The following is a 22,157-nucleotide window of genomic DNA, read 5'->3' as shown; positions in this document are numbered from 1 at the left end:
GGCTAGAGGTCGGTGGTGCCGCGGGCGACGACGACCGCGGGGCCGGTCATCAGCACGTGGCCCTGCTCGTCGAGGGCGATGGTGAGGGTGCCGCCCGGCAGGTCCACCCGGTACGCGCCCGCTGCGGCGTCCAGCGCGCCGTCGGCCTCGGCCGCGGCCACCATCACCGCGCAGGCGCCGGTGCCGCAGGAGGACGTCTCGCCCGAGCCGCGCTCGTGCACCCGCATCGCGACGTGCCGCGGGCCGCGGCGCACCACGAACTCGACGTTGACCCCGTCGGGGTAGGTCCCGGCGTCGTGGCCCGGCGCCTCCAGCAGCGACCCGGCATCGTCGAGGGAGTCGACGAAGGCGACCGCGTGCGGGTTGCCCATGTCGACGTGGCGCGCCGACCAGCTGCGGCCGTCGACGCTGACCTCGGTGCGCCCGACCAGCCGGGGTGCGCCCATGTCGACGGTGAGGCCGTCCTCCGGGGCGCCGCCGGCCTGGGTGACGACCTTGATGCCGTCGCGGCTGCCGACCGGGATCGGCGTACCGGCCTCGACCAGGCCCTCCTGCAGCAGGTGCAGGGCGAAGACGCGCACCCCGTTGCCGCACATCTCCGAGACCGAGCCGTCGGCGTTGCGGTAGTCCATGAACCACTCGGCGCCCTCGGCGAGCGCGGCGGCGTCGGGGTCGGTGGCGGCCAGCGCGGCGGTGCGCACCACGCGCAGCACGCCGTCGCCGCCGATGCCGGCGCGCCGGTCGCACAGGGCGCGCACCCGCTCGACGTCGAGGGCGCCGTGCACGGAGCCGTCGTGGTCGGGCAGCAGCACGAAGTCGTTGCGGGTGCCGTGGCCCTTGAGGAAGGGGTAGGTCATCAGTAGAGCCTCGTGGCGTAGGAGGGGCCGTAGTAGTCCTCGAGCTCGGCGGGCGTGCGCCCGCCGGCCTCGACGGGCGGTTCGGCAGCAGTCGCCAGCACCGCGCGCCGGGGCACGTGCGCCTCCGGCTCCCAGGTGGCCGGCTCCCACAGCCGCGAGCGCAGGAACGCCTTGGAGCAGTGGAAGAAGACCTCCTCGACGTCGACGACCACGGCCAGCACCGGCCGCTGCCCGCGCACCACCAGCGCGTCGAGGAACGGCGCGTCGCGCACCAGCCGCGCCCGCCCGTTGACCCGCAGCGTGTCGCCGCGACCGGGGATCACGAAGTCGAGGCCGACGTGCGGGTTGACCAGGATGTTGCGGTAGCCGTCGGCGAGCCGGTTGCCCGGCCGCTCGGCGATCGCGATGGTCCGGTCGTCGACGACGTGCACGAGGCTGCCGGCCGGGTCGCCCTTCGGCGAGACGTCGCAGCGCCCCTCGGCGTCGGCGGTGGCCAGCATGCAGAACGGCGAGGCGGCCAGCCACGCCCGGTCGACCTCGAGCAGGGCGTGGTGCACCTTGGCGCGCACCACCGCGGTCGGCTCGCCGAGCAGCTCGACGAGCTCATCGATGTCGGCGACCTCGCGCCAGGCGCGGTGGTCGCGGCGGTCGACGTCGAGGGGTGGGCTGCTCACGCCGACACGGTACGCCGCTCCGCTCACGGTCGCGGCTCGAGCACCCGCGCGTCACCCCCGCCCCGTCGCTCCGGCTCGGCCACGGCGGTCAGCAGGCCACCGGGCCCGAAGCCGATCGCGGTCGCGGCCCCGATCTCGGCGGCGCTGGTGAACGCGTCGCCCGCCGGGCGCAGCTCGTGGCCCAGGGCGCGCAACCCCTCGCCGTACGCGTCGATGAACGCGGGCTCGGCGGTGACCGCGGCGGTGTTGCGCTGCGAGCCGCGGGGGTCGGCGACCGCTGCGGGGAGCTCGAGCCCGCGGTCGAGGTGGTCGACGAGCAGCTGCAGCACCGTGGTGATGATCGTGGAGCCGCCGGGCGAGCCGAGCGCGAGCACGGGCGTGCCGTCGGGCTCGGTGACGATGGTGGGCGACATCGAGCTGCGCGGGCGCTTGCCCGGCTCGATCCGGTTGGGGTCGTCGGCGTCGTAGGTGAGGCTGAAGTCGGTCAGCTCGTTGTTGAGCAGGAACCCGCGCCCCGGCACCACGATGCCCGACCCGCCGGTCTGCTCGATGGTCAGCGTGTAGGAGACGACGTCGCCCCACCGGTCGGCGACGGTCAGGTGGGTGGTCTCGACGTTCTCGGTGTCCGGGGCCGTCGCGCCTCGTGGCCGGGCACCGTCGGAGCAGGTCCCGTCGGCCTCGTCGACGTCACCGGCCGCGACCGGCTTGGTGGCGGCCTGCCCGGGGTCGATGAGGCAGGCGCGCTCGGCGGCGTACGTCTCGGAGAGCAGCTGCTCGTCGGGCACGTCGACGAACTCGCGGTCGCCCAGGTATGCCGCCCGGTCGGCGAAGGCGAGCGCGCTCGCCTCGAGCAGGTGGTGCAGCACCTGGGTCTCGCTCATCGACTCCAGGTCGAAGGTGTCGAGGATCTGCAGCGCCTCGCCCACGGTGCTGCCGCCGCTGGAGGAGCCGCCCATCCCGTGCACCCTCAGGCCGCGGTAGTCGGCGGTGACGGGCTCGGGCTGCAGCGTGCGGTAGCGGCGCAGGTCGCGCGGCCTCATGTGGCCGGCCGGCACCGGCAGGTCGGTGTCGCGCACCACCGGCGGCTTGCGGGTGGTCTTCGCGATCCTCGCCGCCAGCCGGCCGCGGTAGAACGGGTCGGTGCCCTTGCGTGCGATGAGCTCGTAGAGCCGCGCGAGATCGGGGTTCTCGAAGACACTGCCCACCGCGGGCGGCTCGCCGCCGGGCAGGAAGAGCCGCCGCGAGCTGCGGAAGGCCGCGAACCGCTCGGCGTTGTCGGCCGTCTGGTCGCGGAAGGTCTGGTCGACCACGAACCCGCGGCGCGCCAGCCTGGCGGCCGGCACCAGCGAGCGGCGCAGGGAGCGGGAGCCCCACTCGCGCAGCGCCGTCTCCCAGGTGGCCAGGGTGCCGGGCACGCCGACCGACACGCCGCTGGTGACCAGCTCGGGGGTGAACGGGTAGGGCTCGCCGGTCTCGGGGTCGATGAACGCCTCGCGCGGCATCTTCGACGGCGCGGTCTCGCGGCCGTCGATGGTCGAGACCTCGCCGGTGCGGCCGTCGAGGTGCACGAAGTAGCCGCCACCCCCGACCCCGGCGGAGTAGGGCTCGGTCACGCCGAGCGCGGCCGCGGTGGCCACGGCGGCGTCGACCGCGTTGCCGCCCTGGCGCAGCACCCGCAGGCCGATCCGGGTGGCCTCGGGGTCGACCGAGGTGACCGCGCCACCAGTGCCGACGGCGGTGGGGTTCTTGTCGGGCGGGCGGGGCTCGACGGCGCCCGAGGGCGCGGCGCCGGCCAGCAGCGAGAGGGGGAGCAGGGCGGCGGTCGAGACCGCGAGCAGGCGGGTGGGTCGCATCGTTCCTCCGAGCAGGACGAGCAGGATCAAGGGCCTCCACGGTGCGCCCCTCCCCCGCCGACGTCAACGCCCGTGGGGGTGCACCGGGGGTGCGGCGCGGGCGCCTCAGCCGGGCGGGCGCACGACGTCGTAGCGGGCACAGGCGAAGTCACCGTTGCGCGCCAGGTCGACCAGGCGCAGGTCGAGCGCCTCGGTGAGCAGCGGCCTCCCGGCGCCCAGCGCCACGGGCGCGATCGACACGATGACCTCGTCGAGCAGGCCGGCGGCCGCGACCTGCGAGGCCAGCGCGCCGCCGCCGACCACCCACACACCGCTCCCGCCGGCCGCCGCGAGCACCTCGGGCCACACCTCGCTGACGTCGCCGCTGGCGAAGCGCACGTCGGCTCCCTCGATGCGCGGCAGGTCGCGGTGGGTGAAGACCCAGCAGGGCTGCTCGTAGGGCCACCCGCCCGGGTCGTGGGTGCGCACCCACTCGTAGGTCGTCGAGCCCATCAGCAGCGCGCCGATGCCGGAGATGAACGCCGGGTAGCCCATCGGGCCGTCGTCGTCGATCTGCTGGCGCATCAGCCAGTCGAGCGAGTCGTGCTCGTCGGCGATGAACCCGTCGAGCGTCGAGGCCACGTAGTACGTCGTGCGGGTCATGGACCGATGCTGCCACCGCTCGCCGACACGCGCTCGACGGCGGCCAGGGCGAGGTCGACGCGGGCCGGGTCGTCGTGGTCGACCCACACGATGCGCGGGTCCTTGCGGAACCAGGAGTCCTGGCGCCGCGCGAAGCGCCGGGTCGCGACCACGGTGCGCTCCATCGCCTCGGCGAGGCCCAGCTCGCCGCCGACGTACGCCGCCACCTCGCGGTAGCCGATGGCGCGCGAGGCGGTGCGTCCGCGGGCCAGGCCCTCACCCAGCAGCCGCTCGACCTCCGCGACGAACCCGTCGGCGAACATCTGCTCCACCCGTTGCTCGATGCGCGCGTCGAGGGTCGGGCGGTCGATGTCGACGCCGACCTGCACGGTGCGCGGGTCGGTGTAGACCAGGCGCGGCAGGGAGGCGCTGAAGGGCCGTCCGGTCAGCTCGACGACCTCGAGGGCGCGCACCACGCGGCGGGTGTTCTCGGGCTCGATGCGCCCGGCGGCCTCGGGGTCGAGGCTCGCGAGGCGGGCGTGCAGCGCGCCGCTGCCGTGCTCGTCGGCCTCGGCCTCGAGGCGCGCGCGCAGCGCCTCGTCGGTGCCGGGGAACTCGAACTCGTCGAGCACCGCGCGGGTGTAGAGCGCCGAGCCGCCGACCAGCACCGGCACCCGGCCGCGCCCGCGCAGCGCGGCGATGCAGCCTCGCGCCACCGCCTGGAAGTGCGCCACGTTGGCCGGCTCGTGCACCTCGAGCAGGTCGAGCAGGTGGTGCGGCACCCCACGCCGCTCGGCGACCGGCAGCTTGGCGGTGCCGACATCCATGCCGCGGTAGAGCTGCATCGCGTCGGTGTTGACCACCTCGCCGCCGAGCCGTTCGGCGAGGTCGAGCGAGAGCCCGCTCTTGCCGGAGGCGGTCGCCCCGACGACCGCGACCACGACGGGCACGGGGGCAGGTGTGTTCCCCATCCCCTCGGGCGTCCCGGCCGACTGCGACATGTGACTAGTGTGGCAACGACCCCAGCCGCACCGACCAGGAGGCCGAGATGGGTTTCTTCGACAAGGGCAACATCGCCAAGCTGCGCGGCAAGGTGACCGAGGCCGTCGACAAGCACGGCGACAAGATCTCCGACGGGATCGACAAGGCCGCCTCGGCCGCCGACAAGCGCACTGGCGGCAAGCACAGCGACAAGATCGCCAAGGGCGTCTCGAAGGCCAAGGACGGCCTCGACAAGCTCGACGGCAAGAACGACGACATGCCGCCCGACAACCCGCCCACCACCTACCCCCGGACGGAGGACACGCCGTGACCGCACCCGTGCCCGAGGAACGCCACGAGAGCCCGCTGCCGACCGAGGAGGACCCGCCCGGCGAGCACGAGGGCGAACTGCCCGGCGACGACGCCGAGCGCCCCGTCGACCCGGCCCCGGCCGAGCACGAGCGCAACGCCGAGAGCTCCGAGGACCAGCCCAGCCAGTGAGCAGCCCCGCGCCCAGCCCCGTCGACACCGACACCGACCCGCACCACGGGCGGTTCGTGGTGGTGCCCGCCGCCTACGTCTTCCTGCTCCGCCAGGGCGACGAGGGGCCCGAGGTGCTGCTCCAGCTGCGCCGCGGCACGGGCTACATGGACGGGCACTGGGCCGCGGCCGCCGCTGGCCACGTCGAGCGCGGTGAGACGGCGTACGACGCGGCGCACCGCGAGGCGCGCGAGGAGATCGGGGTCAGCGACCTCGACCTCGACTTCGTCACCGCCATGCACCGCACCCGCGGTGGCGAGCCGATCGACGAGCGGATCGACTTCTTCTTCACCGCCTCGACCTGGCGCGGCGAGCCGCGCGTGGTGGAGCCGGAGAAGTCCGCCGGGCTGCGCTGGTGCGCCCTCGGCGGGCTCGACGCGCTGCCCGACCCGGTGGTCCCGCACGAGCGGGCGGTCCTGGAGAGCCTCCGCCGGGGCACGACCACTCCCTACAGCACCTTCGGCTTCGACGCCGCCACCCGCGACGCCGAGGCCCCCGAGGAAGGACGCAGCAGATGAACGACGAGAAGAAGGACGGCGAGGTCGATCTCGGCCCGATGCCGACCCCGCACGCCGAGGAGCCGGACCTGGTGCCCGGTGGTGTCGACGCCTTCGGCGAGCTGAGCGACGAGCCGGTGGTCCCCGACCTGTCGGCCAGCGCCAACCCGGCCACCGAGGACGCCCCCGCCGAGACCAGCGAGGGCGAGGACACCCGCACCAAGGCCACCGACAAGGCCGACGAGGCCGACGACGTGGAGCCCACCGAGGAGTCCCCCGCATGAGCAGCCCGACCGACCCGCGCACCGGGCGCGAGCCCGACGACCCGCGCCACTCCAACGACGAGCTCGCCGGTGACATGGGCGTCAGCAGCGAGCGCGAGGGCCACACCGGCCCCGGCCAGCACGCCACCGACGGCGTCAACGACACCTCGCTCTCCGACGAGCACGGCGTCCCCGACCCCGACAAGCCCGAGAAGACCCGGGGCGGCGAGGAGCCCCAGCCCGAGGGGCTCACCCCGAAGGCCGGCTACTCCTCGATCGACCCCCGCAGCAAGGACTGACCGGCGGGACCGTCGTAGTCGCAAGGACCGAACGGTCCGGAGTTGATGCCGCTCAGGCGGCGCCGCAACCCCGCCCGCACCGTTCGGTCCTTCTGGCTACGACGGCTCTCAGCACGGCCACCACTCGCTCGGGGTGCAGCATCACCTCTTCCCACGAAAAGCACAGCACCAGCCACCCTGCCGCCACGAACGCGTTGTAGCGACAGGCATCGCGATGCAGCGCCGCCCGGTCGCCGTGCCACTCGAAGGAATCAGCCTCCAGCGCGACCTTGAGGCGCTCGTCCACCAGGTCGGGGCGTCCCAGCCAGCCGGGGTCTCGCACCGATACCTGGGCCCGCACCACCAGTCCCGGGACGTCGAGGCACAGGGCTCGCAGGACGGACTCGAAGGGATTGGCCGCCAGGCCGGTCGCCTCTGCGGCCACCCGGCGCGCGGCAGACGACCCGGGACCCCGGAGGTCGCGCGTCAGCACTCGCAGCGCCGTGCCCCCGTACCCGTCACGCAGCGCCGAGTCGGCCACCGCCAACGCCTCGGGCAGTGGGAGGGAGCGCAGGCAGTCGACGAGGGTCCGTGCAGGTGTGGTCACGCCGTCGGCGATCTCGCCGACTCCGAGGTCGGTTCGGTGCAGTGTCAGTCCGCGACGTTGCGCCCCTGACAGCGTGCGCCCCTTGGGCAGGGTCACGTCGGGGGCCGTGGGCGGCGTGGCCACCGCCCACCCGTGCAGCAGCGCGGCGCTGCGGTGCGAGACGACCCCGCTGACCCGGTGCGCCGCCGCCCGGGCCTCGTCGGTGGCAGGCAGGGCGTAGCGGCCGCGGGCGAGTGCCACCACGTCGCCGGCGGCGATCGCGGCGTCGACGGCGCGCCGGGAGCAGGCACGCACCAGCACCGCCCGGGTGGCCACCCCACCCAGCGCCGTCAGGACCTCCGCCACGGAGAGGCACTCGTCGTCCACGCACCGAGCATGCGGCGGCGCGACGTCCGGCGCACCCGCTCCTCCACAGGGAGGGTCAGCGGCAGGCGGGGGCGTCGGGGAGCGGGGCGGGCACGCCGACGGTGGGCATGCCGAGGCCGACGCCGGCGGGGGTCGGGGCGGAGGTGCGGGCCTGCCACGCGTCGCCCGAGCGGGTACGCCGCACGGAGACCACGCGATCGGCGACCAGGTGGTGCGGAGCGGCGTAGGTGACCTCGACGGTGACCATGTCGCCGGGGCGCACCTCCTCCTGCGGGGCGACGAAGTGCACCAGGCGGTTGTCGGGGGCGCGGCCGGAGAGCCGCAGCGTCTCGGCGTCCTTGCGGCCCTCGCCCTCGGCGACCATCAGCTCGAGCGTGCGCCCGACCATCTTCTTGTTCTCCGACCAGGCGATCTCGTTGACCAGGTCGACGAGGCGGCCGTAGCGGTCCTTGACGACCTCGGGCGGGACCTGGTCGGGCAGCGTCGCGGCGGGGGTGCCGGGGCGCTTGGAGTACTGGAAGGTGAACGCGGAGGAAAGTCGCGACTCGGCGACCACGCGCAGCGTCTCGGCGAAGTCCTCCTCGGTCTCGCCGGGGAAGCCGACGATGATGTCGGTGGTGATGGCGGCCTCGGGGATCGCCGCGCGCACCCGCTCGATGATGCCGAGGTACTTGGTGGAGCGGTAGGAGCGCCGCATGTCCCTGAGCACCTTGTCGGAGCCCGACTGCAGCGGCATGTGCAGGCTCGGCATCACGTTGGGGGTCTCGGCCATCGCCTCGATGACGTCGTCGGTGAACTCGGCCGGGTGCGGGCTGGTGAAGCGCACCCGCTCGAGGCCCTCGATGTCGCCGCAGGCGCGCAGCAGCTTGGAGAAGGCCTGCCGGTCGCCGAACTCCACGCCGTAGGCGTTGACGTTCTGGCCCAGCAGGGTCACCTCGGAGACGCCCTCGGCGACCAACGCGCGGATCTCGGCGAGGATGTCGCCGGGGCGGCGGTCCTTCTCCTTGCCGCGCAGCGCCGGCACGATGCAGAACGTGCAGGTGTTGTTGCACCCGACCGAGATCGAGACCCACGCGGCGTACGCCGACTCGCGCTTGGTGGGCAGCGTGGAGGGGAAGACGTCGAGGGACTCCAGGATCTCGACCTGGGCCTCCTCCTGCACCCGCGCCCGCTCGAGCAGCACCGGCAGGGAGCCGATGTTGTGGGTGCCGAAGACCACGTCGACGTACGGCGCCCGGTCGGTGATCGTGGCGCGGTCCTTCTGGGCCAGGCAGCCGCCGACGGCGATCTGCATGCCGGGTCGCGCAGCCTTGATCGGCGCGAGGTGCGAGAGGTTGCCGTAGAGCTTGTTGTCGGCGTTCTCGCGCACCGCGCAGGTGTTGAAGACGACGACGTCGGCCTGGTCGCCCGCCTCGGCGCCCTGCTTGTCGAAGGGCGCGTAGCCCGCGTCCTCCAGCAGCCCGGTCAGGCGCTCGGAGTCGTGGACGTTCATCTGGCACCCGTAGGTCTTGACCTCGTAGGTGCGGGGCGCGGCGGTGTCGGGGGTGGCAGTCATGGCGCCTCCAGGGTACGGCGGCGCGGCGGGCCGACCCGAATCCATCACCCGCCCCCGCGCCGCTCGTTGGAGCGGTGTGTGCGACCACTCCTGCTCCCCCGCCCCCACGCCCCGACGAACCGTCCTCGGCGCGGGCCTGGGTGCAGGCCTGGCGGGCGCCTCGGCCGTGCTGGTGCCGCCGACCAGGGCCATCGCTGCTGACGGGGACACCGCGGCCGGGATCGTCTTCCGCGGCCGGTTTACCGGCGTCGGCGACCCCGACTGGCACTACCTGCCGGTCAAGGTGCCGCGAGGCACCACCCGCATCGACGTGCGCTACGACTACGACAAGCTCGAGACCGGCGCGGGTGTCTCCTTCAACATCATCGACATCGGCATCTTCGACGCCTCCGGCAAGGACCTCGGCGACGCGGCCGGCTTCCGCGGCTGGTCGGGCGGGGCCCGCGACTCCTTCAGCATCAGCCGCACCCGCGCGACGCCGGGCTACCTGCCCGGCCCCATCACGGCCGGCACCTGGCACGTCGTGCTCGGCCCCTTCACCGTCGTGCCGCCGGGCGTCGAGTGGAGCGTCACCGTGACCCTGCACCGCGGGTCCCGGGGCCGGCGCTTCCGCCCCCGGCCCGCGCCCCGCCGGGTCCGCGGCACCGGCCCCGGCTGGTACCGCGGCGACCTGCACACCCACACCGTGCACTCCGACGGCCGGCACACCCAGCGCAGCCTGCTGGCGCTGGCCCGCGAGGCAGGGCTCGACTTCCTGGCCTCCACCGAGCACAACACCACCTCCGCGCACCTGACCTGGGGCCGCCACGTGCCCGACGACTTCCTGGTCATCCCCGGCGAGGAGGTCACCACCCGCGCCGGGCACTGCGTCACCCTCGGCCAGCCCGCCGGCGCCTGGATCGACTGGCGCTACCGGCCCGAGGACGACCAGCTGGACCGCTTCACCGAGCGGGTACGCCGCCTCGGCGGCATGTCCGTCGCCGCGCACCCGTTCGTGCCGACGGCCGGCTCAACGTGGCAGTACGGCTACGACGACGTCGACGCGGTCGAGCTGTGGAACGGCCCGTGGACCCTCGACGACCAGACCGCGCTGGCCCAGTGGCACGCGCTGCTGGTGGCCGGTCGCTTCGTGCCGGCCGTCGGCTCCTCTGACAGCCACCACGACGGCCAGCAGGTGGGCCGCGCCCAGACCGTGGTGCACGCCGAGCAGCTCTCGGTGGGCGCGGTCGTGCGCGGGCTGCGCCGCGGACGGGCCTGGCTGGCGGAGTCCTCTCAGGTCGAGCTAGTCCTTGAGGCGAGCATCGACGGACGCACCGCCAGCTGCGGCGAGAGCCTGGGCGCCGCCGCGACCGACCTGGTCGACGTACGCCTCGAGGTGGGCGGGGTGCCCGGCTGCCTGGCGCAGGTGTGGGGCCCGCTGGGTCCGCTGGCGGGGGCGGCGAGCGACGACGAGGGCCGCGCCGAGGTGTCGCTGCAGGTGCCCGCGGGGGTGGCCCCCTTCGTCCGCGCCGAGGTACGCCGCACCGACGGGACACCCGCCGTGAACCCGATCGAGGGCGTGCCCGCGCTGCCCGCGGTGGCCCTCAGCAACCCCGTGTTCCTGGGCACGAGGCCCCGTCGCGTCCCGAAAAGCAATGAAGATGTGACCACCTGAGAGCAGCCTGAGCGTGGCACGAAGGGGCCACAGGTGGCTAGGGTCACTCGGTATGACGGCTGAGCAGACCTCGTCGAGCCCCAGCGCTGCCAGGGGAGAACCGCTGGTCGTGCTCGACCACGTCGACAAGTGGTTCGGTGATCTGCACGTGCTGCAGGACATCCACCTGAGCGTCGCCCGCGGCGAGGTCGTCGTGGTCATTGGGCCCTCGGGCTCGGGTAAGTCGACGCTGTGCCGCGCCATCAACCGCCTCGAGACCATCGACAAGGGCGAGATCTCGCTCGACGGCCAGCCGCTCCCGGCGGAGGGCAAGGAGCTCGCCGCGCTGCGCGCCGAGGTCGGGATGGTCTTCCAGAGCTTCAACCTCTTCGCCCACAAGACGATCCTCGAGAACGTCACCCTCGGCCCGATCAAGGTGCGCGGCATCAAGAAGGCCGATGCCGACAAGCGCGCGATGGAGCTGCTGGAGCGGGTCGGCATCGCCCACCAGGCCAAGAAGTACCCGGCGCAGCTCTCCGGCGGCCAGCAGCAGCGGGTGGCGATCGCCCGGGCGCTGGCGATGGACCCCAAGGTGATGCTTTTCGACGAGCCCACCTCGGCACTGGACCCCGAGATGATCAAGGAGGTCCTCGACGTCATGGTCGACCTCGCCGAGCAGGGCATGACCATGGTCGTGGTCACCCACGAGATGGGCTTCGCGCGCACCGCCGCCGACCGGGTCGTCTTCATGGCCGACGGCGCGATCGTGGAGGAGAACACCCCCGAGGAGTTCTTCACCAACCCGCAGAGCGAGCGCGCCCAGGACTTCCTCAGCAAGATCCTCAAGCACTGACAGCAGCACCAGCACCACCCAGCCACACCGACAAAGGAGATAGAACGATGCGTCTGACCAAGTTCACGGCCGCCTTCGCGGGCGTCGTCCTCGCCGGATCCCTCGCGGCCTGCGGCGGTGACGACAGCAGCAGCGAGCCCGAGGTCGTCACTGACGCGGAGTTCGAGGCCGGCACCACCATGGCCGAGCTGAAGGAGGCCGGCACCATGACCGTCGGCACCAAGTTCGACCAGCCCGGCTTCGGCCTGCTCGGCCTCGAGGACACTCCCGAGGGCTTCGACGTCGAGGTCGCCAAGATCATCGCCGGCGCGATGGGCATCGCGCCCGAGGACATCGAGTGGAAGCAGGCCTCCTCCGACATCCGCGAGCAGGTGATCGAGGACGGCGAGGTCGACATGGTCGTGGCGACGTACACGATCAACGAGGAGCGCGCCGAGCGGATCACCTTCGCCGGCCCGTACTACGAGGCCGGCCAGATGTTGATGGTCAACGCCGACAACGACTCGATCGAGGGCCCCGAGGACATCGCGGACAACCCCGACATGAAGGTCTGCTCGGTCACCGGCTCGACGCCCTCGGAGCAGATCCGCGAGTACCTGGCCTCCGACGACCAGCTTGTGCTCTTCGACATCTACGACAAGTGCAAGGACGCCCTGGGCAACGGCCAGGTCGACATCGTGACCACCGACAACGTGATCCTGCTGGGCTACGTCGACGAGAGCGACGGCGAGTTCAAGCTCGTCGGCGAGCAGTTCACCGAGGAGCCCTACGGCATCGGCATCGAGAAGGGCGACACCGAGTTCTGCGAGTTCATCAACCAGACGCTGCAGGACAACGAGGAGGCCTACCTGGCCGCCTGGGAGTCCACCGCCGGCGAGGTCGAGGGCACCGAGACCCCCGAGCTCCCCGAGCCCGCCCCCTGCGCCTGACGCTCACCTGATGCACCCCTGACCGGTGGGGGCGCGGCTCGCGCCCCCACCGGCTCACCGAGAGGAACCACTGTGGACCCGGTGCTCGACAACCTGGACCTCTACTGGGACGGGTTCCTGCGCTCGCTGAGCATCATCGGCTGGAGCCTCGTGGGCTCGCTGCTGCTCGGCACCCTGATCGCCGCCTTCCGGGTCTCCCCCGTCGCCTCGCTGCGGGCCTTCGGCTCCGCGTGGGTGACCGTGGTGCGCAACTGCCCGCTGACCATCGTGCTCTTCTTCATGGCGTTCGGCCTGCCCGAGCTCGGCATCAACACCAGCTTCTACGTCTTCGGCGTCGGCGGCCTGATCATCTACACCTCCGCCTTCGTCTGCGAGGCGATCCGCTCGGGCATCAACTCCGTCTCGGCCGGCCAGGCCGAGGCGGCGCGGGCCATCGGCCTGCCCTTCACCCAGACCCTGACCCAGGTGGTGCTGCCGCAGGCGCTGCGCGCCACCGTGCCGCCCCTGGGCAGCGTGCAGATCGCGATGTTCAAGAACTCCGCGGTCGTCGGCGCCTTCGGTGTCGGCGGTGACCTGTGGAGCGCCGGCCGCAACCTGACCAGCGCCCAGGGCTACGCCTACATCCCGGTGCTGACCGGGGTCGCGATCGGCTACCTGGTGATCACCCTGACCGGCGGCGCGCTGCTGGCGGTCATCGAGCGCAAGGTGGCGATCGCACGATGAGCCAGACCTCGGTCCTCTACGACGCGCCCGGGCCCCGCGCCGTACGCCGCGCGCGGATCGGCACGGCGCTGGCGATCCTCGCCTTCCTCGGCCTCGCCGTGCTCGTCGTACTGCGCCTGGCCGACCGCGGCCAGTTCGACGCCGAGCTGTGGAACCCCTGGATCAACCCCTCGGACGACACCTTCAGCCAGGTGTGGGAGCTGGTGGGCAAGGGCCTGGCGGCCACGCTCATCGCGGCGTCGCTGGCGATCGTGCTCTCGCTGGTCGTCGGCGTGCTGCTCGGCGTGGCGCGGATGATGCTCGGGCGCGGCTTGCGGGTGCCGGTCGTGGCCTGGATCGAGCTGTTCCGCGGCCTGCCGGTGGTCGTCACCATCGTCTTCGTGTGGCGGGCCATGGTGGAGATCGGCATCGACGTCGGCCCGCTGCCGGGCGAGCCGGCGCTGTGGTACCTGGTCATCGGCCTGACCCTCTACAACTCGGTGATCATCGCCGAGATCCTGCGTGCCGGCGTCGGCTCGCTGCCCAGCGGTCAGCGCGAGGCGGCCCTGGCCGTCGGGCTGACCAACGGCCAGGCGATGCGCTCGATCCTGCTGCCGCAGGCCTTCCGGGTGATGCTGCCCGCGCTGATCAGCCAGCTCGTGGTGGTCCTCAAGGACACCTCGCTGGTCGCGGTGATCGGGCTGGGCTACCTCGAGCTGTTGCGTCGCGGCAACCAGATCTCGCAGAACCTCGACAACCCGATCCAGTCGCTGCTGATCGTGGGCACGATCTTCATCCTGATCAACTACGGCCTGTCCAAGCTCGCCGAGTACGTCGAGCGGCGGATGGGGCGCGCGAGCGTCTCGTCCGCGGGCGCCGACGACCAGGTCCCGGCCGGCCAGGGCGCCTGAGCCCCGGCGCGGCCGCCGGCGTACGCCTCAGGCCTTGGGGGTGACCCAGAGCCGGATGACGCCCTCGACCACGACCGCGCCGTCGTCGCGCACGCCGCGCACCCGCACGGCCAGGTCGGGGTCGTCGGAGGTCCACTGCTCGGGGTCGGTCTCGGCGATGCAGGTGATGTCGCTGGTGGCCTTGGCGGTGTAGGCCACCTCCATCCCCTTGGGGATCCAGCGCTTGTCGGCCGGCACGCTCGCCTCGGCGAGCGCCCCCATCACGGCCTCGAGTCCGTTGCACAGCGCGATCGCGTGCACGGTGCCGATGTGGTTGTGCACCCGGCGGCGCTTGGGCAGCACCAGCTCGGCGTGGTGCGGCTCGATGACGGTGAAGCGCGGGCGGATGGTCGCGAAGTACGGCGCCTTCTGCGCGAAGGCGACGGAGAAGACGCGCGCGCCGACCGTGGAGCCGACGACGGGCAGGGAGGTGGCGCGCTGCCACAGGGCGAGGACGGGGTTCATGGCGCACACATTACCGCTCGGTAACTTGCGGCCACCTGTCTAGGCCAGGGAGAGGAACCAGCGCTCGAGGCGGTCGAGGTCCTCGGCCTGCAGCGTCTCGCCCTCGGCGACCTGGCGACGCAGGTCGGCGGAGATGATCGCGAAGCCGGCGCGGTCCAGCGCGCGGGAGACGGCCTTGAGCTGGACGACCACGTCGGAGACGTCGCGCGACTCCTCCAGCATCCGCAGCACGCCGCCGAGCTGGCCCTGGGCCCGCTTGACGCGGTTCTTGACCGCGGTCATGTCGACCGAGGCCACCGCGGGCGCCTCGACGGGCGCGGCCTCGACGGGCTCGACGACGGGCTCGGTGGGCTGGGCGGGCTGGGCGGCCTCGACGGTCAGGCTGGTGGTCGCACTCATGAGCAGGCCCCTCTGGCTGGCGCACCCCCGGTCGGGGCGTCGTGTGCACAACGCCGCAGGTCGGGCCGGGTTACGCCGGCGCCACCAGCTCCACGCGGTTGCCGTGGGCGTCGCGCACGTGGGCCCGCTCGTGGCCGTCGAAGGTGTGCCGCTCGGCGAGGTCGACCTCGAAGCCGAGCCCAGCCAGCCGGTCGGTGGCCGCGTCCATCTCGGGCACCGAGTCGAGCACCAGCGCGGGGTGCGCCTTGCGCGCCGGGGTGAACGGCTCCTCGACGCCCACGTGCACCTCGGCGCCGACGGCGCCGTGATCGTCGTACGCCCGGAACCAGGCGCCGCCGCGGGCCCGCAGCGCCACCGGCTTGTCGACCTCGGTCATCCCCAGGCCCTCGGCCCAGAAGCGGCGCGCGGCGTCCTCGCCGCCGGGCGGGCAGGAGACCTGCACGTGGTGCAGCCGCATCACCGCGCGGCCTCCGAGCTGGGGGCCGGCTTGTGGGCGACCACGAACACGCGCCGGAACGGCAGCACCACCCCGGCCGGGCCGGGCGGGTAGGCCTCGCGCAGCCGGCGGCGCAGCTCGTCCTCGAAGCCGGGCCGCAGGTCGTCGGGCAGCGCCTGCAGCGTCGGGCGCGCACCGGTGGCGCTGACCCAGGTGAAGACCGGGTCCTCGCCGGTCAGCACGTGCAGGTAGGTGGTCTCCCAGGCGTCGACCTGCGCGCCCAGCCGGGCCAGCGCGTCGAGGTACGTCGCCGGGTCGTGGCTCGAGGGCACCGCCGCGTCGCGGGTGTGCTCGGCGTACGGCGCCTCCGCGGCCAGCTCGGTGCGCAGCGTGTGGCTGGGCTGGTCGAAGTTGCCCGGCACCTGCACCGCCAGCCAGCCGCCCGGCCTGACCCGGTCGAGCAGCGTCGGGAGCAGGTCGAGGTGGCCGGGCACCCACTGCAGCGTGGCGTTGGAGACCAGCACGTCGACGGCCTCTCCCCCGGTGTCCAGCCACTCGCGCAGGTCGGCCTGCTCGAAGTCGACTCCCGCGACGTCGCGCCGGGCCGCCTCGACCATCTCCCGGCTCGAGTCGAGGCCGACCACCCGGGCCCCGGGCCAGCGGGCGGCCAGCAGCGCGGTCAGGTTGCCGGGGCCGCAGCCGAGGTCGACGACGGTGCGCGGAGCCTCAGCCCCGACCCGCGCCACCAGCTCGACGAACGGGCGGCCGCGCTCGTCGGCGTACGTCAGGTAGCGCTGCGGGTCCCAGGTGTGCACCATGGCTGCTCCAAGTCTCTTGACGTCAAGATAGTTTCATCCTGCTCCTGGTTTATCTTGATGTCAAGAGACTTTGTTCGGCTGGTCTGGGTCGTGGTTCGGGTCGTGGTTCGGCTCGTGGCCCGTGGACGCGCCCTGGCGCGTCCCCAGGCACACGACCCAGGCCACGACTCAGGCCACGACTCGGACCACGACCCACGCCAACCAGCCGCAGCAGGTCTCTTGATGTCGAGAATCTCGACAGGCGTAGAGTGCCCCCATGCGGGACGAGGTCGACGAGCTGGTGGAAGCGTGGGCGCGCGAGCGCTCCGACCTCGACCTGGGCCCCGTCGAGGTGTTCAGCCGGATCAGCCGACTCTCGCGCCACCTCGACCTGGCCCGCCGCGCGGCGTTCAGCGCCGAGGGCATCGAGTCGTGGGAGTTCGACGTGCTGGCGGCGCTGCGCCGCGCCGGCACGCCGTACGAGCTCTCCCCGGGCCGGCTGCTGCGCGAGACCCTGGTGACCAGCGGCACGATGACCAACCGCGTCGACCGGCTCGTCGCGCGCGGCCTCGTCGAGCGGTTGCCCGACCCGGCCGACCGGCGCGGCGTGAAGGTGCGGCTGACCCCCGAGGGCAAGAGCACCGTCGACAGCGCCTTCACCGCCCTGCTCGAGGCCGAGCGCGGTCTGCTCGCCGACCTCCCCGACACCGACCGCGAGCGCCTGGGCGACCTGCTGCGCACCCTGCTGAAGCCCTTCAGCTGAAGGCCTCGCCGCTGACGGTTTCCCCGGGTACCCGGGGAAGCTGGATGCGTTGGGGTGAAATTTCACCCCAACGCCTACGGGATCCCCGGGTACCCGGGGAAACCGCAGCCCGGGCTACTCCAACAGCTCGGAGGCCTCGAGCCACTCCAGCTCGAGCTCGTCCTTCTCAGCCGCCAGGGCGCTGAGCTCGGCGCCGAGGGTGGCGACCTTGGCGTGGTCGGAGGCGTGCTCGAGCACCTGGGCGTTGAGCTCGGCCTCGCGGGCGTCGAGGCGCTTGATGGCCTTCTCGACGCGGGTGACGGCCTTGCGCGCGGCGCGCTCCTCGGCCGAGCCGGGCTTGGCCCGCTTCGAGGTCGGTACGTCGCTGCCGCCGGCCCCCGCGCCCGAGCCGGTGCCCGCGCCGGTGGGGGCCATGCCCTGGGCGCGTCGCTCGAGGTACTCGTCGACGCCGCGGGGCAGCATCGAGACCTGGCCGTCGCCGAGCAGCGCCCAGACCGAGTCGGTGACCCGCTCCAGGAAGTAGCGGTCGTGGGAGACCACGACCAGGGTGCCGGGCCAGGCGTCGAGGAAGTCCTCGAGCACCTGCAGGGTGTCGATGTCGAGGTCGTTGGTGGGCTCGTCGAGGAGCAGCACGTTGGGCTCCTCCAGCAGCAGCATCAGCAGCTGGAAGCGGCGCCGCTCGCCACCGGAGAGCTCCCCGATGCGCGCGGTGAGCTTGTCGCCGGTGAACCCGAAGCGCTCCAGCATCGAGGTGGCGCTGATCTCGCCGCCGTCGGTCTTCACGACCCGGCGGTAGGACTCGACCATCGGCAGCACCCGCACGTTGGGGTCGAGGTCGTCGAGCTGCTGGGTCAGGTGCCGCATCGCGACGGTGCGCCCGCGCTTGACCTTGCCGGCGGTGGGCTCCAGGTCGCCGGAGAGCAGCGAGAGCACCGAGGTCTTGCCGGCGCCGTTGACGCCGACCAGGCCGACCCGGTCGCCGGGGCCCAGGCGCCAGGTGGCGCCGGTGAGCAGGGTGCGCTCGCCGCGCTGCAGGTCGACGTCCTCGACGTCGAGCACCTGCTTGCCCAGCCGCTGCGTGGCGAACTTCTGCAGCTCGAGCCGGTCGCGCGGCGGGGGCACGTCCTCGATCAGGGCGTTGGCGGCCTCGATGCGGAACTTCGGCTTGGCGGTGCGGGCCGGGGCGCCGCGGCGCAGCCAGGCCAGCTCCTTCTTGGCCAGGTTGGCGCGCCGCGCCTCGGAGGCCGAGGCCTGGCGGGCGCGCTCGGCCTTGGCCAGCACGTAGGCGGCGTACCCGCCCTCGTAGGCGTCGACGACGCCGTCGTGGACCTCCCAGGTCCACTGGCACACCTCGTCGAGGAACCACCGGTCGTGGGTGACCACGACCATCGCAGAGGCGCGCTTCTTGAGGTGCCCGGCCAGCCAGGCGACCGCCTCGACGTCGAGGTGGTTGGTGGGCTCGTCGAGCACGATGAGGTCGTGGTCGCCGAGCAGCAGCGCGGCCAGCGAGCAGCGCCGGCGCTCGCCACCGGAGAGGCCGAGCACGGGCCGGTCGAGCGCGACCCCGGCGAGCAGCTCCTCGACGACCTCGCGGGTCTTCTGGTCGGCCGCCCACTCGTGGTCCTCGAGGCCGCCGAGCACGGCCTCGCGCACGGTGTGGGTGTCGACCAGCTCGTCGCCCTGGTGCAGGTAGCCCACGTGCAGGCCGCGGCTCATCGAGACCCGCCCGGAGTCGGGCTCCTCGAGGCCGGTCATCACCTCGAGCAGGGTGGTCTTGCCGTCGCCGTTGCGACCCACGATGCCGATCCGCATGCCCTCGCCGACGCCGAGGGAGACCTCGGTCAGCAGCGGGCGCACGCCGTAGGACTTGGAGACCTTCTCGAGGTTCAGCAGGTTCGCGGCGGCCATCAGACGTATTCCACCACGTGCGCGCCGGCGACCGGCGCCGGGACCACCGACGTACGCCGGTGCCCGCGCTCGGCGAGCTCGGCGTCGACGGCCTCGGCCTGGTGCCGGTCTCCGCACAGCAGCAGCACGCTGGGCCCGGAGCCCGAGAGCAGCGCGGCGTGCGCGCCCGCGGCCAGGGCGTCGTCGAAGGTGGCCGAGAGCTCGGGTCGCAGTCGCAGGGCGGGCTCCTGGAGGTCGTTGCGCAGCAGGCGGGCCAGCTGCTCGACGTCGCCGCTGAGCAGCGCGTCGTGGAGGGCGGAGGGGATCTCGGGGGCCGGTACGTCGCGCCCGGCGTGCAGCTCGTCGAAGGCGCGGTAGACGCCGGGGGTGGCCAGGCCGTCGTCGTTCTCGACCACCACCCACCACCAGGAGCCGTTGTCGGCGACCGGGGTGACCAGCTCGCCGTGCCCGCTGCCGACCGCGGTGCCGCCGAGCAGCGCGAACGGCACGTCGCTGCCCAGCCCGGCGGCCAGGCGCAGCAGCTCGTCGTCGGGGGTCTGCAGGTCCCAGAGCCGGTCGAGGGCGACCAGGGTCGCCGCGGCGTCGGCGGAGCCGCCGGCCATCCCGCCGGCCACCGGGATGCCCTTGCGGATCTCGACCTTGGCGGCCCGGTCGATCCCGTGGTGGGCGGCCAGGGCGCGGCCGGCGCGCAGCGCGATGTTGTCGTCGTCGGCGGGCACCTCGGCCAGGTCGATCCGCCCGTCGCCGCGCAGGTGCACCGACCACTCGAGCTGGTCGGAGACCGTGACGTCGTCGTAGAGCCCGACGGCCTGGTAGAGGGTGGCGAGGGGGTGGAAGCCGTCCTCGCCCAGGGGCCCGACGCCGAGGTGGAGGTTGATTTTGGCGGGGGCCCGGACGGTGGTGCTCATCCGGCAGCCTCCTGGGGGTCCTGGGGGTCCTGGCTGGCCAGCGCCTCGGCGATGCGCACGTAGTCCTCCACCGTCAGCGTCTCGCCGCGGGCCAGCGGCGAGACTCCGGCCTGCTCGAGGGCGGCGTCGACCCGCTCGGCGGGTGCCAGCGAGCGCAGCACCCCGCGCAGCGCCTTGCGGCGCTGGGCGAAGGCGGCGTCGACCACGGCGAAGACCTGCTCGCGGGTGGCGGTCGTGGCCGGCGGCTCGCGGCGGGTCCAGGCCACCAGGCCCGAGTCGACGTTGGGCGCGGGCCAGAAGACGTTGCGCCCGATCGCGCCGGCGCGGCGCACGTCGGCGTACCAGGCGGCCTTGACCGACGGCACGCCGTACACCTTGGAGCCGGGGCGGGCGGCGAGCCGGTCGGCGACCTCGCTCTGCACCATCACCAGGCCCCGCTCGAGGGAGGGAAGCAGGGCGAGCAGGTGCAGCAGCACCGGCACCGAGACGTTGTAGGGCAGGTTGGCCACCAGCGCGGTCGGCGGCGGGCCGGGGACCTCGGTGATGCGCATGGCGTCGCCCAGCACCACCTCGAACCGCTCGGCCTGGGCGGGGGCGTGCTCGGCGATGGTGCGCGGCAGCCGCCCGGCGAGCAGGTCGTCGAGCTCGATGGCCACCACCCGTCCGGCGACCTCGAGCAGCGCCAGGGTCAGCGAGCCCAGCCCGGGGCCGACCTCGACGACGACGTCGCTCGCGCCCACCCCCGACTCGCGCACGATGCGGCGCACGGTGTTGGGGTCGATGACGAAGTTCTGGCCGCGCTGCTTGGTGGGGCGCAGGTCGAGCTCGGCCGCGAGCAGACGCACCTCCGCCGACCCGAGGAGTCTCGGGCCGGCGGAGGTGTCAGTCATGGGGTCAGCCTAGGGGTGGGTGTGCGGGGGCTTGTCAGCCGACTCCTGCACTTGTCAGGTGTTGCAACACCCACCCAGTGCAGGAGTCCCCGGCTGGCCGGGGACTCCTGCAGGGGGTCGAACGTCAGCGGGGCAGGCCCAGCTTGGCCGAGCAGGACGGCCAGGCGCCGTACCCGCCGCGGGCGTCACGCAGGCGCGTGGCGACGGCGATCTGGGTCTCGCGGCTGCTGGTGTGGGGGTAGCCCGCACCGCCGTAGGCGCGCCAGGTCTGCAGGTTGAACTGCAGCCCGCCGTAGTAGCCGTTGCCGGTGTTGATGGCCCAGTTGCCGCCCGACTCGCACTGCGCGAGGCTGTCCCAGACCGAGCTGCCGGCCGCGAAGTTCGCGGCGGGGGCGGGCTCGGAGGGGCGCTCCTTGGTGCCGACCTCGACGACCCGGTCGACGGGCTGGCGGGTGACGGTGGCCGTGACGAGCTTGCGCGCCACGACCTGGCCGTTGCGGATGGTGACCGCGTACGTCGCCTCGCGGGCGCCGGCCTTGCCCTCGCGGGCCACCTGCTCCTGGTCCTCGAACATCGAGGAGTCGCTGCGCTGGACGGTCTCGAAGGCGATCGCCTCGGTGACCTTGCGGGTGTCCTTCTTGATGTCGGTGAAGACGATCTTGTCGCCGTCCTCGACGCGCTTGCCGAAGCCGGGCTTGGCCTGGTCGAGCTTGTGCACCTTGACGCCGAGCTCGTCGAGGGCGTCCTCGACGGTCGAGGCGGTCAGCGTCTTCTTGACCGGCTTCTTGCCGGCGATGACGAAGGTGAGCTTCTTGGCGGTCACGACCTCCAGCGACGCGCCGGAGCGGTCGAGGTCGCCACCACGGCTCAGCGACAGCTCGGCGCCGTCGAAGCCGCGGCCGATCTGCTCGAGCGCGGAGTCGACGTCGGTGGCGGTGACCCAGTGCGTCTCGGTCTCGCCGTCGACGGTCAGCTCGAGGGGGCGGCCGTAGCGCACGCTGATCTCGCTGCCCTCCTCGATCGGGTCGTCGAGCGAGGGCGCGACCTGGTCGTGCTCCCCGAGCTCGATGCCCTCGTCGGCCAGGACGTCGCCGACGGTCGCGGCGCGGGCGCTGATCTCGCGCTCCTCACCGTCGACGGTCAGGGTGACGGTGTCGGCCATCGCGGTGTAGCCGAGGGTCGTGCCGGCCACGGCGAGCACCACCACGGCGGTCAACGAGACCATCCAGGCGCGGCTGCGGGCCACGGTCGAGGCAAGGTTGCTGAAACGTCGCACAGTTCTCCAGGGTCGTGATCCCCGGGTCTCGACCCCCACCGGCTCCCGTCGGCACAGCACCTCTACGATCGTGGCGCTGGAGTGACGGGTGTGCAGGACGGCGGCGTTCGAGAGCCGCCTGCGGCACCGGCGGGACCATGGCGATCCCGGCTGTCA

Annotated in this window: 26 protein-coding genes; 11 read left to right on the top strand and 15 right to left on the bottom strand. The window is 73.1% G+C overall.

The features are described 5' to 3' along the window. Positions 1-2: 2 nt before the first annotated feature. The 5 genes from dapF to miaA all read right to left on the bottom strand — a co-directional run bounded on the left by dapF (position 3) and on the right by miaA (position 5,006). Positions 3-857: a diaminopimelate epimerase gene (dapF, locus tag QWJ41_RS11925; RefSeq protein ID WP_302708473.1), complete on the bottom strand. Its 855-nt coding sequence runs from the start codon at positions 855-857 to the stop codon at positions 3-5. Further along, positions 857-1,531 (bottom strand): MSMEG_1061 family FMN-dependent PPOX-type flavoprotein, encoded by a 675-nt coding sequence (locus tag QWJ41_RS11920; protein ID WP_336623290.1) that lies wholly within the window; start codon positions 1,529-1,531, stop codon positions 857-859. The genes dapF and QWJ41_RS11920 overlap by 1 nt, the downstream gene beginning before the upstream one ends. Before the next feature lie 23 nt (positions 1,532-1,554). Then, positions 1,555-3,414 (bottom strand): gamma-glutamyltransferase, encoded by a 1,860-nt coding sequence (gene ggt / locus QWJ41_RS11915; protein WP_302708472.1) that lies wholly within the window; start codon positions 3,412-3,414, stop codon positions 1,555-1,557. 75 nt (positions 3,415-3,489) lie between these two features. Continuing rightward, positions 3,490-4,026, bottom strand: a complete 537-nt coding sequence (locus QWJ41_RS11910; protein ID WP_302708471.1) for a dihydrofolate reductase family protein — start codon at positions 4,024-4,026, stop codon at positions 3,490-3,492. Next, positions 4,023-5,006 (bottom strand): tRNA (adenosine(37)-N6)-dimethylallyltransferase MiaA, encoded by a 984-nt coding sequence (gene miaA, locus QWJ41_RS11905; protein WP_302708469.1) that lies wholly within the window; start codon positions 5,004-5,006, stop codon positions 4,023-4,025. Before miaA ends, QWJ41_RS11910 begins: the two co-directional genes overlap by 4 nt. 47 nt (positions 5,007-5,053) lie before the next feature. Here miaA and QWJ41_RS11900 point away from each other — a divergent pair, with 47 nt between their 5' ends. Genes QWJ41_RS11900 through QWJ41_RS11880 form a run of 5 tightly spaced genes read left to right on the top strand, consistent with a single transcriptional unit; the run spans position 5,054 to position 6,585 of the window. Then, positions 5,054-5,317: an antitoxin gene (locus QWJ41_RS11900; protein ID WP_302708467.1), complete on the top strand. Its 264-nt coding sequence runs from the start codon at positions 5,054-5,056 to the stop codon at positions 5,315-5,317. Then, positions 5,314-5,487 (top strand): hypothetical protein, encoded by a 174-nt coding sequence (locus QWJ41_RS11895; protein ID WP_302708466.1) that lies wholly within the window; start codon positions 5,314-5,316, stop codon positions 5,485-5,487. Before QWJ41_RS11900 ends, QWJ41_RS11895 begins: the two co-directional genes overlap by 4 nt. After that, positions 5,484-6,044 (top strand): NUDIX domain-containing protein, encoded by a 561-nt coding sequence (locus QWJ41_RS11890; RefSeq protein WP_302708464.1) that lies wholly within the window; start codon positions 5,484-5,486, stop codon positions 6,042-6,044. Before QWJ41_RS11895 ends, QWJ41_RS11890 begins: the two co-directional genes overlap by 4 nt. After that, on the top strand, positions 6,041-6,307 hold the full coding sequence (locus tag QWJ41_RS11885; protein WP_302708463.1) for a hypothetical protein: 267 nt from the start codon (positions 6,041-6,043) through the stop codon (positions 6,305-6,307). The genes QWJ41_RS11890 and QWJ41_RS11885 overlap by 4 nt, the downstream gene beginning before the upstream one ends. After that, entirely contained in the window at positions 6,304-6,585 is a 282-nt protein-coding gene (locus QWJ41_RS11880; RefSeq protein WP_302708461.1) for a hypothetical protein, read from the top strand. The genes QWJ41_RS11885 and QWJ41_RS11880 overlap by 4 nt, the downstream gene beginning before the upstream one ends. A gap of 52 nt (positions 6,586-6,637) precedes the next feature. Here QWJ41_RS11880 and QWJ41_RS11875 read toward each other — a convergent pair whose 3' ends face one another. Then, entirely contained in the window at positions 6,638-7,537 is a 900-nt protein-coding gene (locus QWJ41_RS11875) for a hypothetical protein (RefSeq protein WP_302708460.1), read from the bottom strand. A 55-nt stretch (positions 7,538-7,592) separates the two neighbouring features. Further along, positions 7,593-9,092: a tRNA (N6-isopentenyl adenosine(37)-C2)-methylthiotransferase MiaB gene (gene miaB / locus QWJ41_RS11870; protein ID WP_302708459.1), complete on the bottom strand. Its 1,500-nt coding sequence runs from the start codon at positions 9,090-9,092 to the stop codon at positions 7,593-7,595. Between miaB and QWJ41_RS11865 the strand changes: the two genes are divergently transcribed. The 5 genes from QWJ41_RS11865 (at position 9,091) to QWJ41_RS11845 (ending at position 14,120) form a co-directional block, all read left to right on the top strand. Next, positions 9,091-10,746, top strand: a complete 1,656-nt coding sequence (locus QWJ41_RS11865) for a CehA/McbA family metallohydrolase (protein ID WP_302708457.1) — start codon at positions 9,091-9,093, stop codon at positions 10,744-10,746. The two genes, miaB and QWJ41_RS11865, sit on opposite strands and share 2 nt — an antisense overlap. Before the next feature lie 52 nt (positions 10,747-10,798). Continuing rightward, complete coding sequence (locus tag QWJ41_RS11860) at positions 10,799-11,578, top strand: amino acid ABC transporter ATP-binding protein (protein ID WP_439117323.1); 780 nt, start codon at positions 10,799-10,801, stop codon at positions 11,576-11,578. A gap of 47 nt (positions 11,579-11,625) precedes the next feature. Further along, positions 11,626-12,507 (top strand): glutamate ABC transporter substrate-binding protein, encoded by an 882-nt coding sequence (locus QWJ41_RS11855; RefSeq protein WP_302708455.1) that lies wholly within the window; start codon positions 11,626-11,628, stop codon positions 12,505-12,507. Between the two features lie 81 nt (positions 12,508-12,588). After that, on the top strand, positions 12,589-13,230 hold the full coding sequence (locus tag QWJ41_RS11850) for an amino acid ABC transporter permease (RefSeq protein WP_302708453.1): 642 nt from the start codon (positions 12,589-12,591) through the stop codon (positions 13,228-13,230). After that, a complete protein-coding gene (locus QWJ41_RS11845) occupies positions 13,227-14,120 on the top strand; it encodes an amino acid ABC transporter permease (protein WP_302708452.1) in 894 nt (297 codons plus the stop codon). The genes QWJ41_RS11850 and QWJ41_RS11845 overlap by 4 nt, the downstream gene beginning before the upstream one ends. Positions 14,121-14,147: 27 nt before the next feature. Here QWJ41_RS11845 and QWJ41_RS11840 read toward each other — a convergent pair whose 3' ends face one another. The 4 genes from QWJ41_RS11840 to QWJ41_RS11825 form a co-directional block, all read right to left on the bottom strand. Next, positions 14,148-14,624 (bottom strand): hotdog fold domain-containing protein, encoded by a 477-nt coding sequence (locus QWJ41_RS11840; RefSeq protein ID WP_302708451.1) that lies wholly within the window; start codon positions 14,622-14,624, stop codon positions 14,148-14,150. A gap of 39 nt (positions 14,625-14,663) precedes the next feature. After that, a complete protein-coding gene (locus tag QWJ41_RS11835) occupies positions 14,664-15,023 on the bottom strand; it encodes a metal-sensitive transcriptional regulator (RefSeq protein WP_439117322.1) in 360 nt (119 codons plus the stop codon). A gap of 70 nt (positions 15,024-15,093) precedes the next feature. Then, a complete protein-coding gene (locus QWJ41_RS11830; protein ID WP_302708450.1) occupies positions 15,094-15,480 on the bottom strand; it encodes a VOC family protein in 387 nt (128 codons plus the stop codon). Next, complete coding sequence (locus tag QWJ41_RS11825) at positions 15,480-16,277, bottom strand: trans-aconitate 2-methyltransferase (RefSeq protein WP_302708448.1); 798 nt, start codon at positions 16,275-16,277, stop codon at positions 15,480-15,482. The genes QWJ41_RS11830 and QWJ41_RS11825 overlap by 1 nt, the downstream gene beginning before the upstream one ends. Positions 16,278-16,533: 256 nt before the next feature. Here QWJ41_RS11825 and QWJ41_RS11820 point away from each other — a divergent pair, with 256 nt between their 5' ends. Further along, positions 16,534-17,019: a MarR family winged helix-turn-helix transcriptional regulator gene (locus QWJ41_RS11820; RefSeq protein ID WP_302708446.1), complete on the top strand. Its 486-nt coding sequence runs from the start codon at positions 16,534-16,536 to the stop codon at positions 17,017-17,019. Between the two features lie 114 nt (positions 17,020-17,133). Here QWJ41_RS11820 and QWJ41_RS11815 read toward each other — a convergent pair whose 3' ends face one another. The 4 genes from QWJ41_RS11815 to QWJ41_RS11800 form a co-directional block, all read right to left on the bottom strand. Then, a complete protein-coding gene (locus QWJ41_RS11815) occupies positions 17,134-18,927 on the bottom strand; it encodes an ABC-F family ATP-binding cassette domain-containing protein (protein WP_302708444.1) in 1,794 nt (597 codons plus the stop codon). Beyond that, positions 18,927-19,835 (bottom strand): 4-(cytidine 5'-diphospho)-2-C-methyl-D-erythritol kinase, encoded by a 909-nt coding sequence (locus QWJ41_RS11810; protein ID WP_302708442.1) that lies wholly within the window; start codon positions 19,833-19,835, stop codon positions 18,927-18,929. Before QWJ41_RS11810 ends, QWJ41_RS11815 begins: the two co-directional genes overlap by 1 nt. After that, the gene (gene rsmA / locus QWJ41_RS11805) at positions 19,832-20,725 is read right to left on the bottom strand and encodes a 16S rRNA (adenine(1518)-N(6)/adenine(1519)-N(6))-dimethyltransferase RsmA (RefSeq protein ID WP_302708440.1); all 894 of its coding nucleotides are present in this window, start codon (positions 20,723-20,725) and stop codon (positions 19,832-19,834) included. The genes QWJ41_RS11810 and rsmA overlap by 4 nt, the downstream gene beginning before the upstream one ends. A 124-nt stretch (positions 20,726-20,849) precedes the next feature. Beyond that, on the bottom strand, positions 20,850-22,001 hold the full coding sequence (locus QWJ41_RS11800; protein ID WP_302708438.1) for a resuscitation-promoting factor: 1,152 nt from the start codon (positions 21,999-22,001) through the stop codon (positions 20,850-20,852). Between the last annotated feature and the right edge of the window lie 156 nt (positions 22,002-22,157).

Source organism: Nocardioides cremeus, from assembly GCF_030518195.1.
In the GTDB taxonomy this organism is placed as follows: Bacteria; Actinomycetota; Actinomycetes; order Propionibacteriales; family Nocardioidaceae; genus Nocardioides; species Nocardioides cremeus.
This window is presented reverse-complemented; position numbering and strand designations above follow the sequence as displayed.

Excerpts from the sequence above, each read along its gene's own strand:
- dapF (WP_302708473.1), bottom strand. The coding sequence starts at position 857 with ATGACCTACCCCTTCCTCAAGGGCCACGGCACCCGCAACGACTTCGTG.
- QWJ41_RS11910 (WP_302708471.1), bottom strand. The coding sequence starts at position 4,026 with ATGACCCGCACGACGTACTACGTGGCCTCGACGCTCGACGGGTTCATC.
- miaA (WP_302708469.1), bottom strand. The coding sequence starts at position 5,006 with ATGTCGCAGTCGGCCGGGACGCCCGAGGGGATGGGGAACACACCTGCC.
- QWJ41_RS11900 (WP_302708467.1), top strand. The coding sequence starts at position 5,054 with ATGGGTTTCTTCGACAAGGGCAACATCGCCAAGCTGCGCGGCAAGGTG.
- QWJ41_RS11885 (WP_302708463.1), top strand. The coding sequence starts at position 6,041 with ATGAACGACGAGAAGAAGGACGGCGAGGTCGATCTCGGCCCGATGCCG.
- QWJ41_RS11880 (WP_302708461.1), top strand. The coding sequence starts at position 6,304 with ATGAGCAGCCCGACCGACCCGCGCACCGGGCGCGAGCCCGACGACCCG.
- QWJ41_RS11865 (WP_302708457.1), top strand. The coding sequence starts at position 9,091 with ATGGCGCCTCCAGGGTACGGCGGCGCGGCGGGCCGACCCGAATCCATC.
- miaB (WP_302708459.1), bottom strand. The coding sequence starts at position 9,092 with ATGACTGCCACCCCCGACACCGCCGCGCCCCGCACCTACGAGGTCAAG.
- QWJ41_RS11860 (WP_439117323.1), top strand. The coding sequence starts at position 10,799 with ATGACGGCTGAGCAGACCTCGTCGAGCCCCAGCGCTGCCAGGGGAGAA.
- QWJ41_RS11855 (WP_302708455.1), top strand. The coding sequence starts at position 11,626 with ATGCGTCTGACCAAGTTCACGGCCGCCTTCGCGGGCGTCGTCCTCGCC.
- QWJ41_RS11845 (WP_302708452.1), top strand. The coding sequence starts at position 13,227 with ATGAGCCAGACCTCGGTCCTCTACGACGCGCCCGGGCCCCGCGCCGTA.
- QWJ41_RS11840 (WP_302708451.1), bottom strand. The coding sequence starts at position 14,624 with ATGAACCCCGTCCTCGCCCTGTGGCAGCGCGCCACCTCCCTGCCCGTC.
- QWJ41_RS11835 (WP_439117322.1), bottom strand. The coding sequence starts at position 15,023 with ATGAGTGCGACCACCAGCCTGACCGTCGAGGCCGCCCAGCCCGCCCAG.
- QWJ41_RS11830 (WP_302708450.1), bottom strand. The coding sequence starts at position 15,480 with ATGCGGCTGCACCACGTGCAGGTCTCCTGCCCGCCCGGCGGCGAGGAC.
- QWJ41_RS11825 (WP_302708448.1), bottom strand. The coding sequence starts at position 16,277 with ATGGTGCACACCTGGGACCCGCAGCGCTACCTGACGTACGCCGACGAG.
- QWJ41_RS11820 (WP_302708446.1), top strand. The coding sequence starts at position 16,534 with ATGCGGGACGAGGTCGACGAGCTGGTGGAAGCGTGGGCGCGCGAGCGC.
- QWJ41_RS11815 (WP_302708444.1), bottom strand. The coding sequence starts at position 18,927 with ATGGCCGCCGCGAACCTGCTGAACCTCGAGAAGGTCTCCAAGTCCTAC.
- QWJ41_RS11810 (WP_302708442.1), bottom strand. The coding sequence starts at position 19,835 with ATGAGCACCACCGTCCGGGCCCCCGCCAAAATCAACCTCCACCTCGGC.
- rsmA (WP_302708440.1), bottom strand. The coding sequence starts at position 20,725 with ATGACTGACACCTCCGCCGGCCCGAGACTCCTCGGGTCGGCGGAGGTG.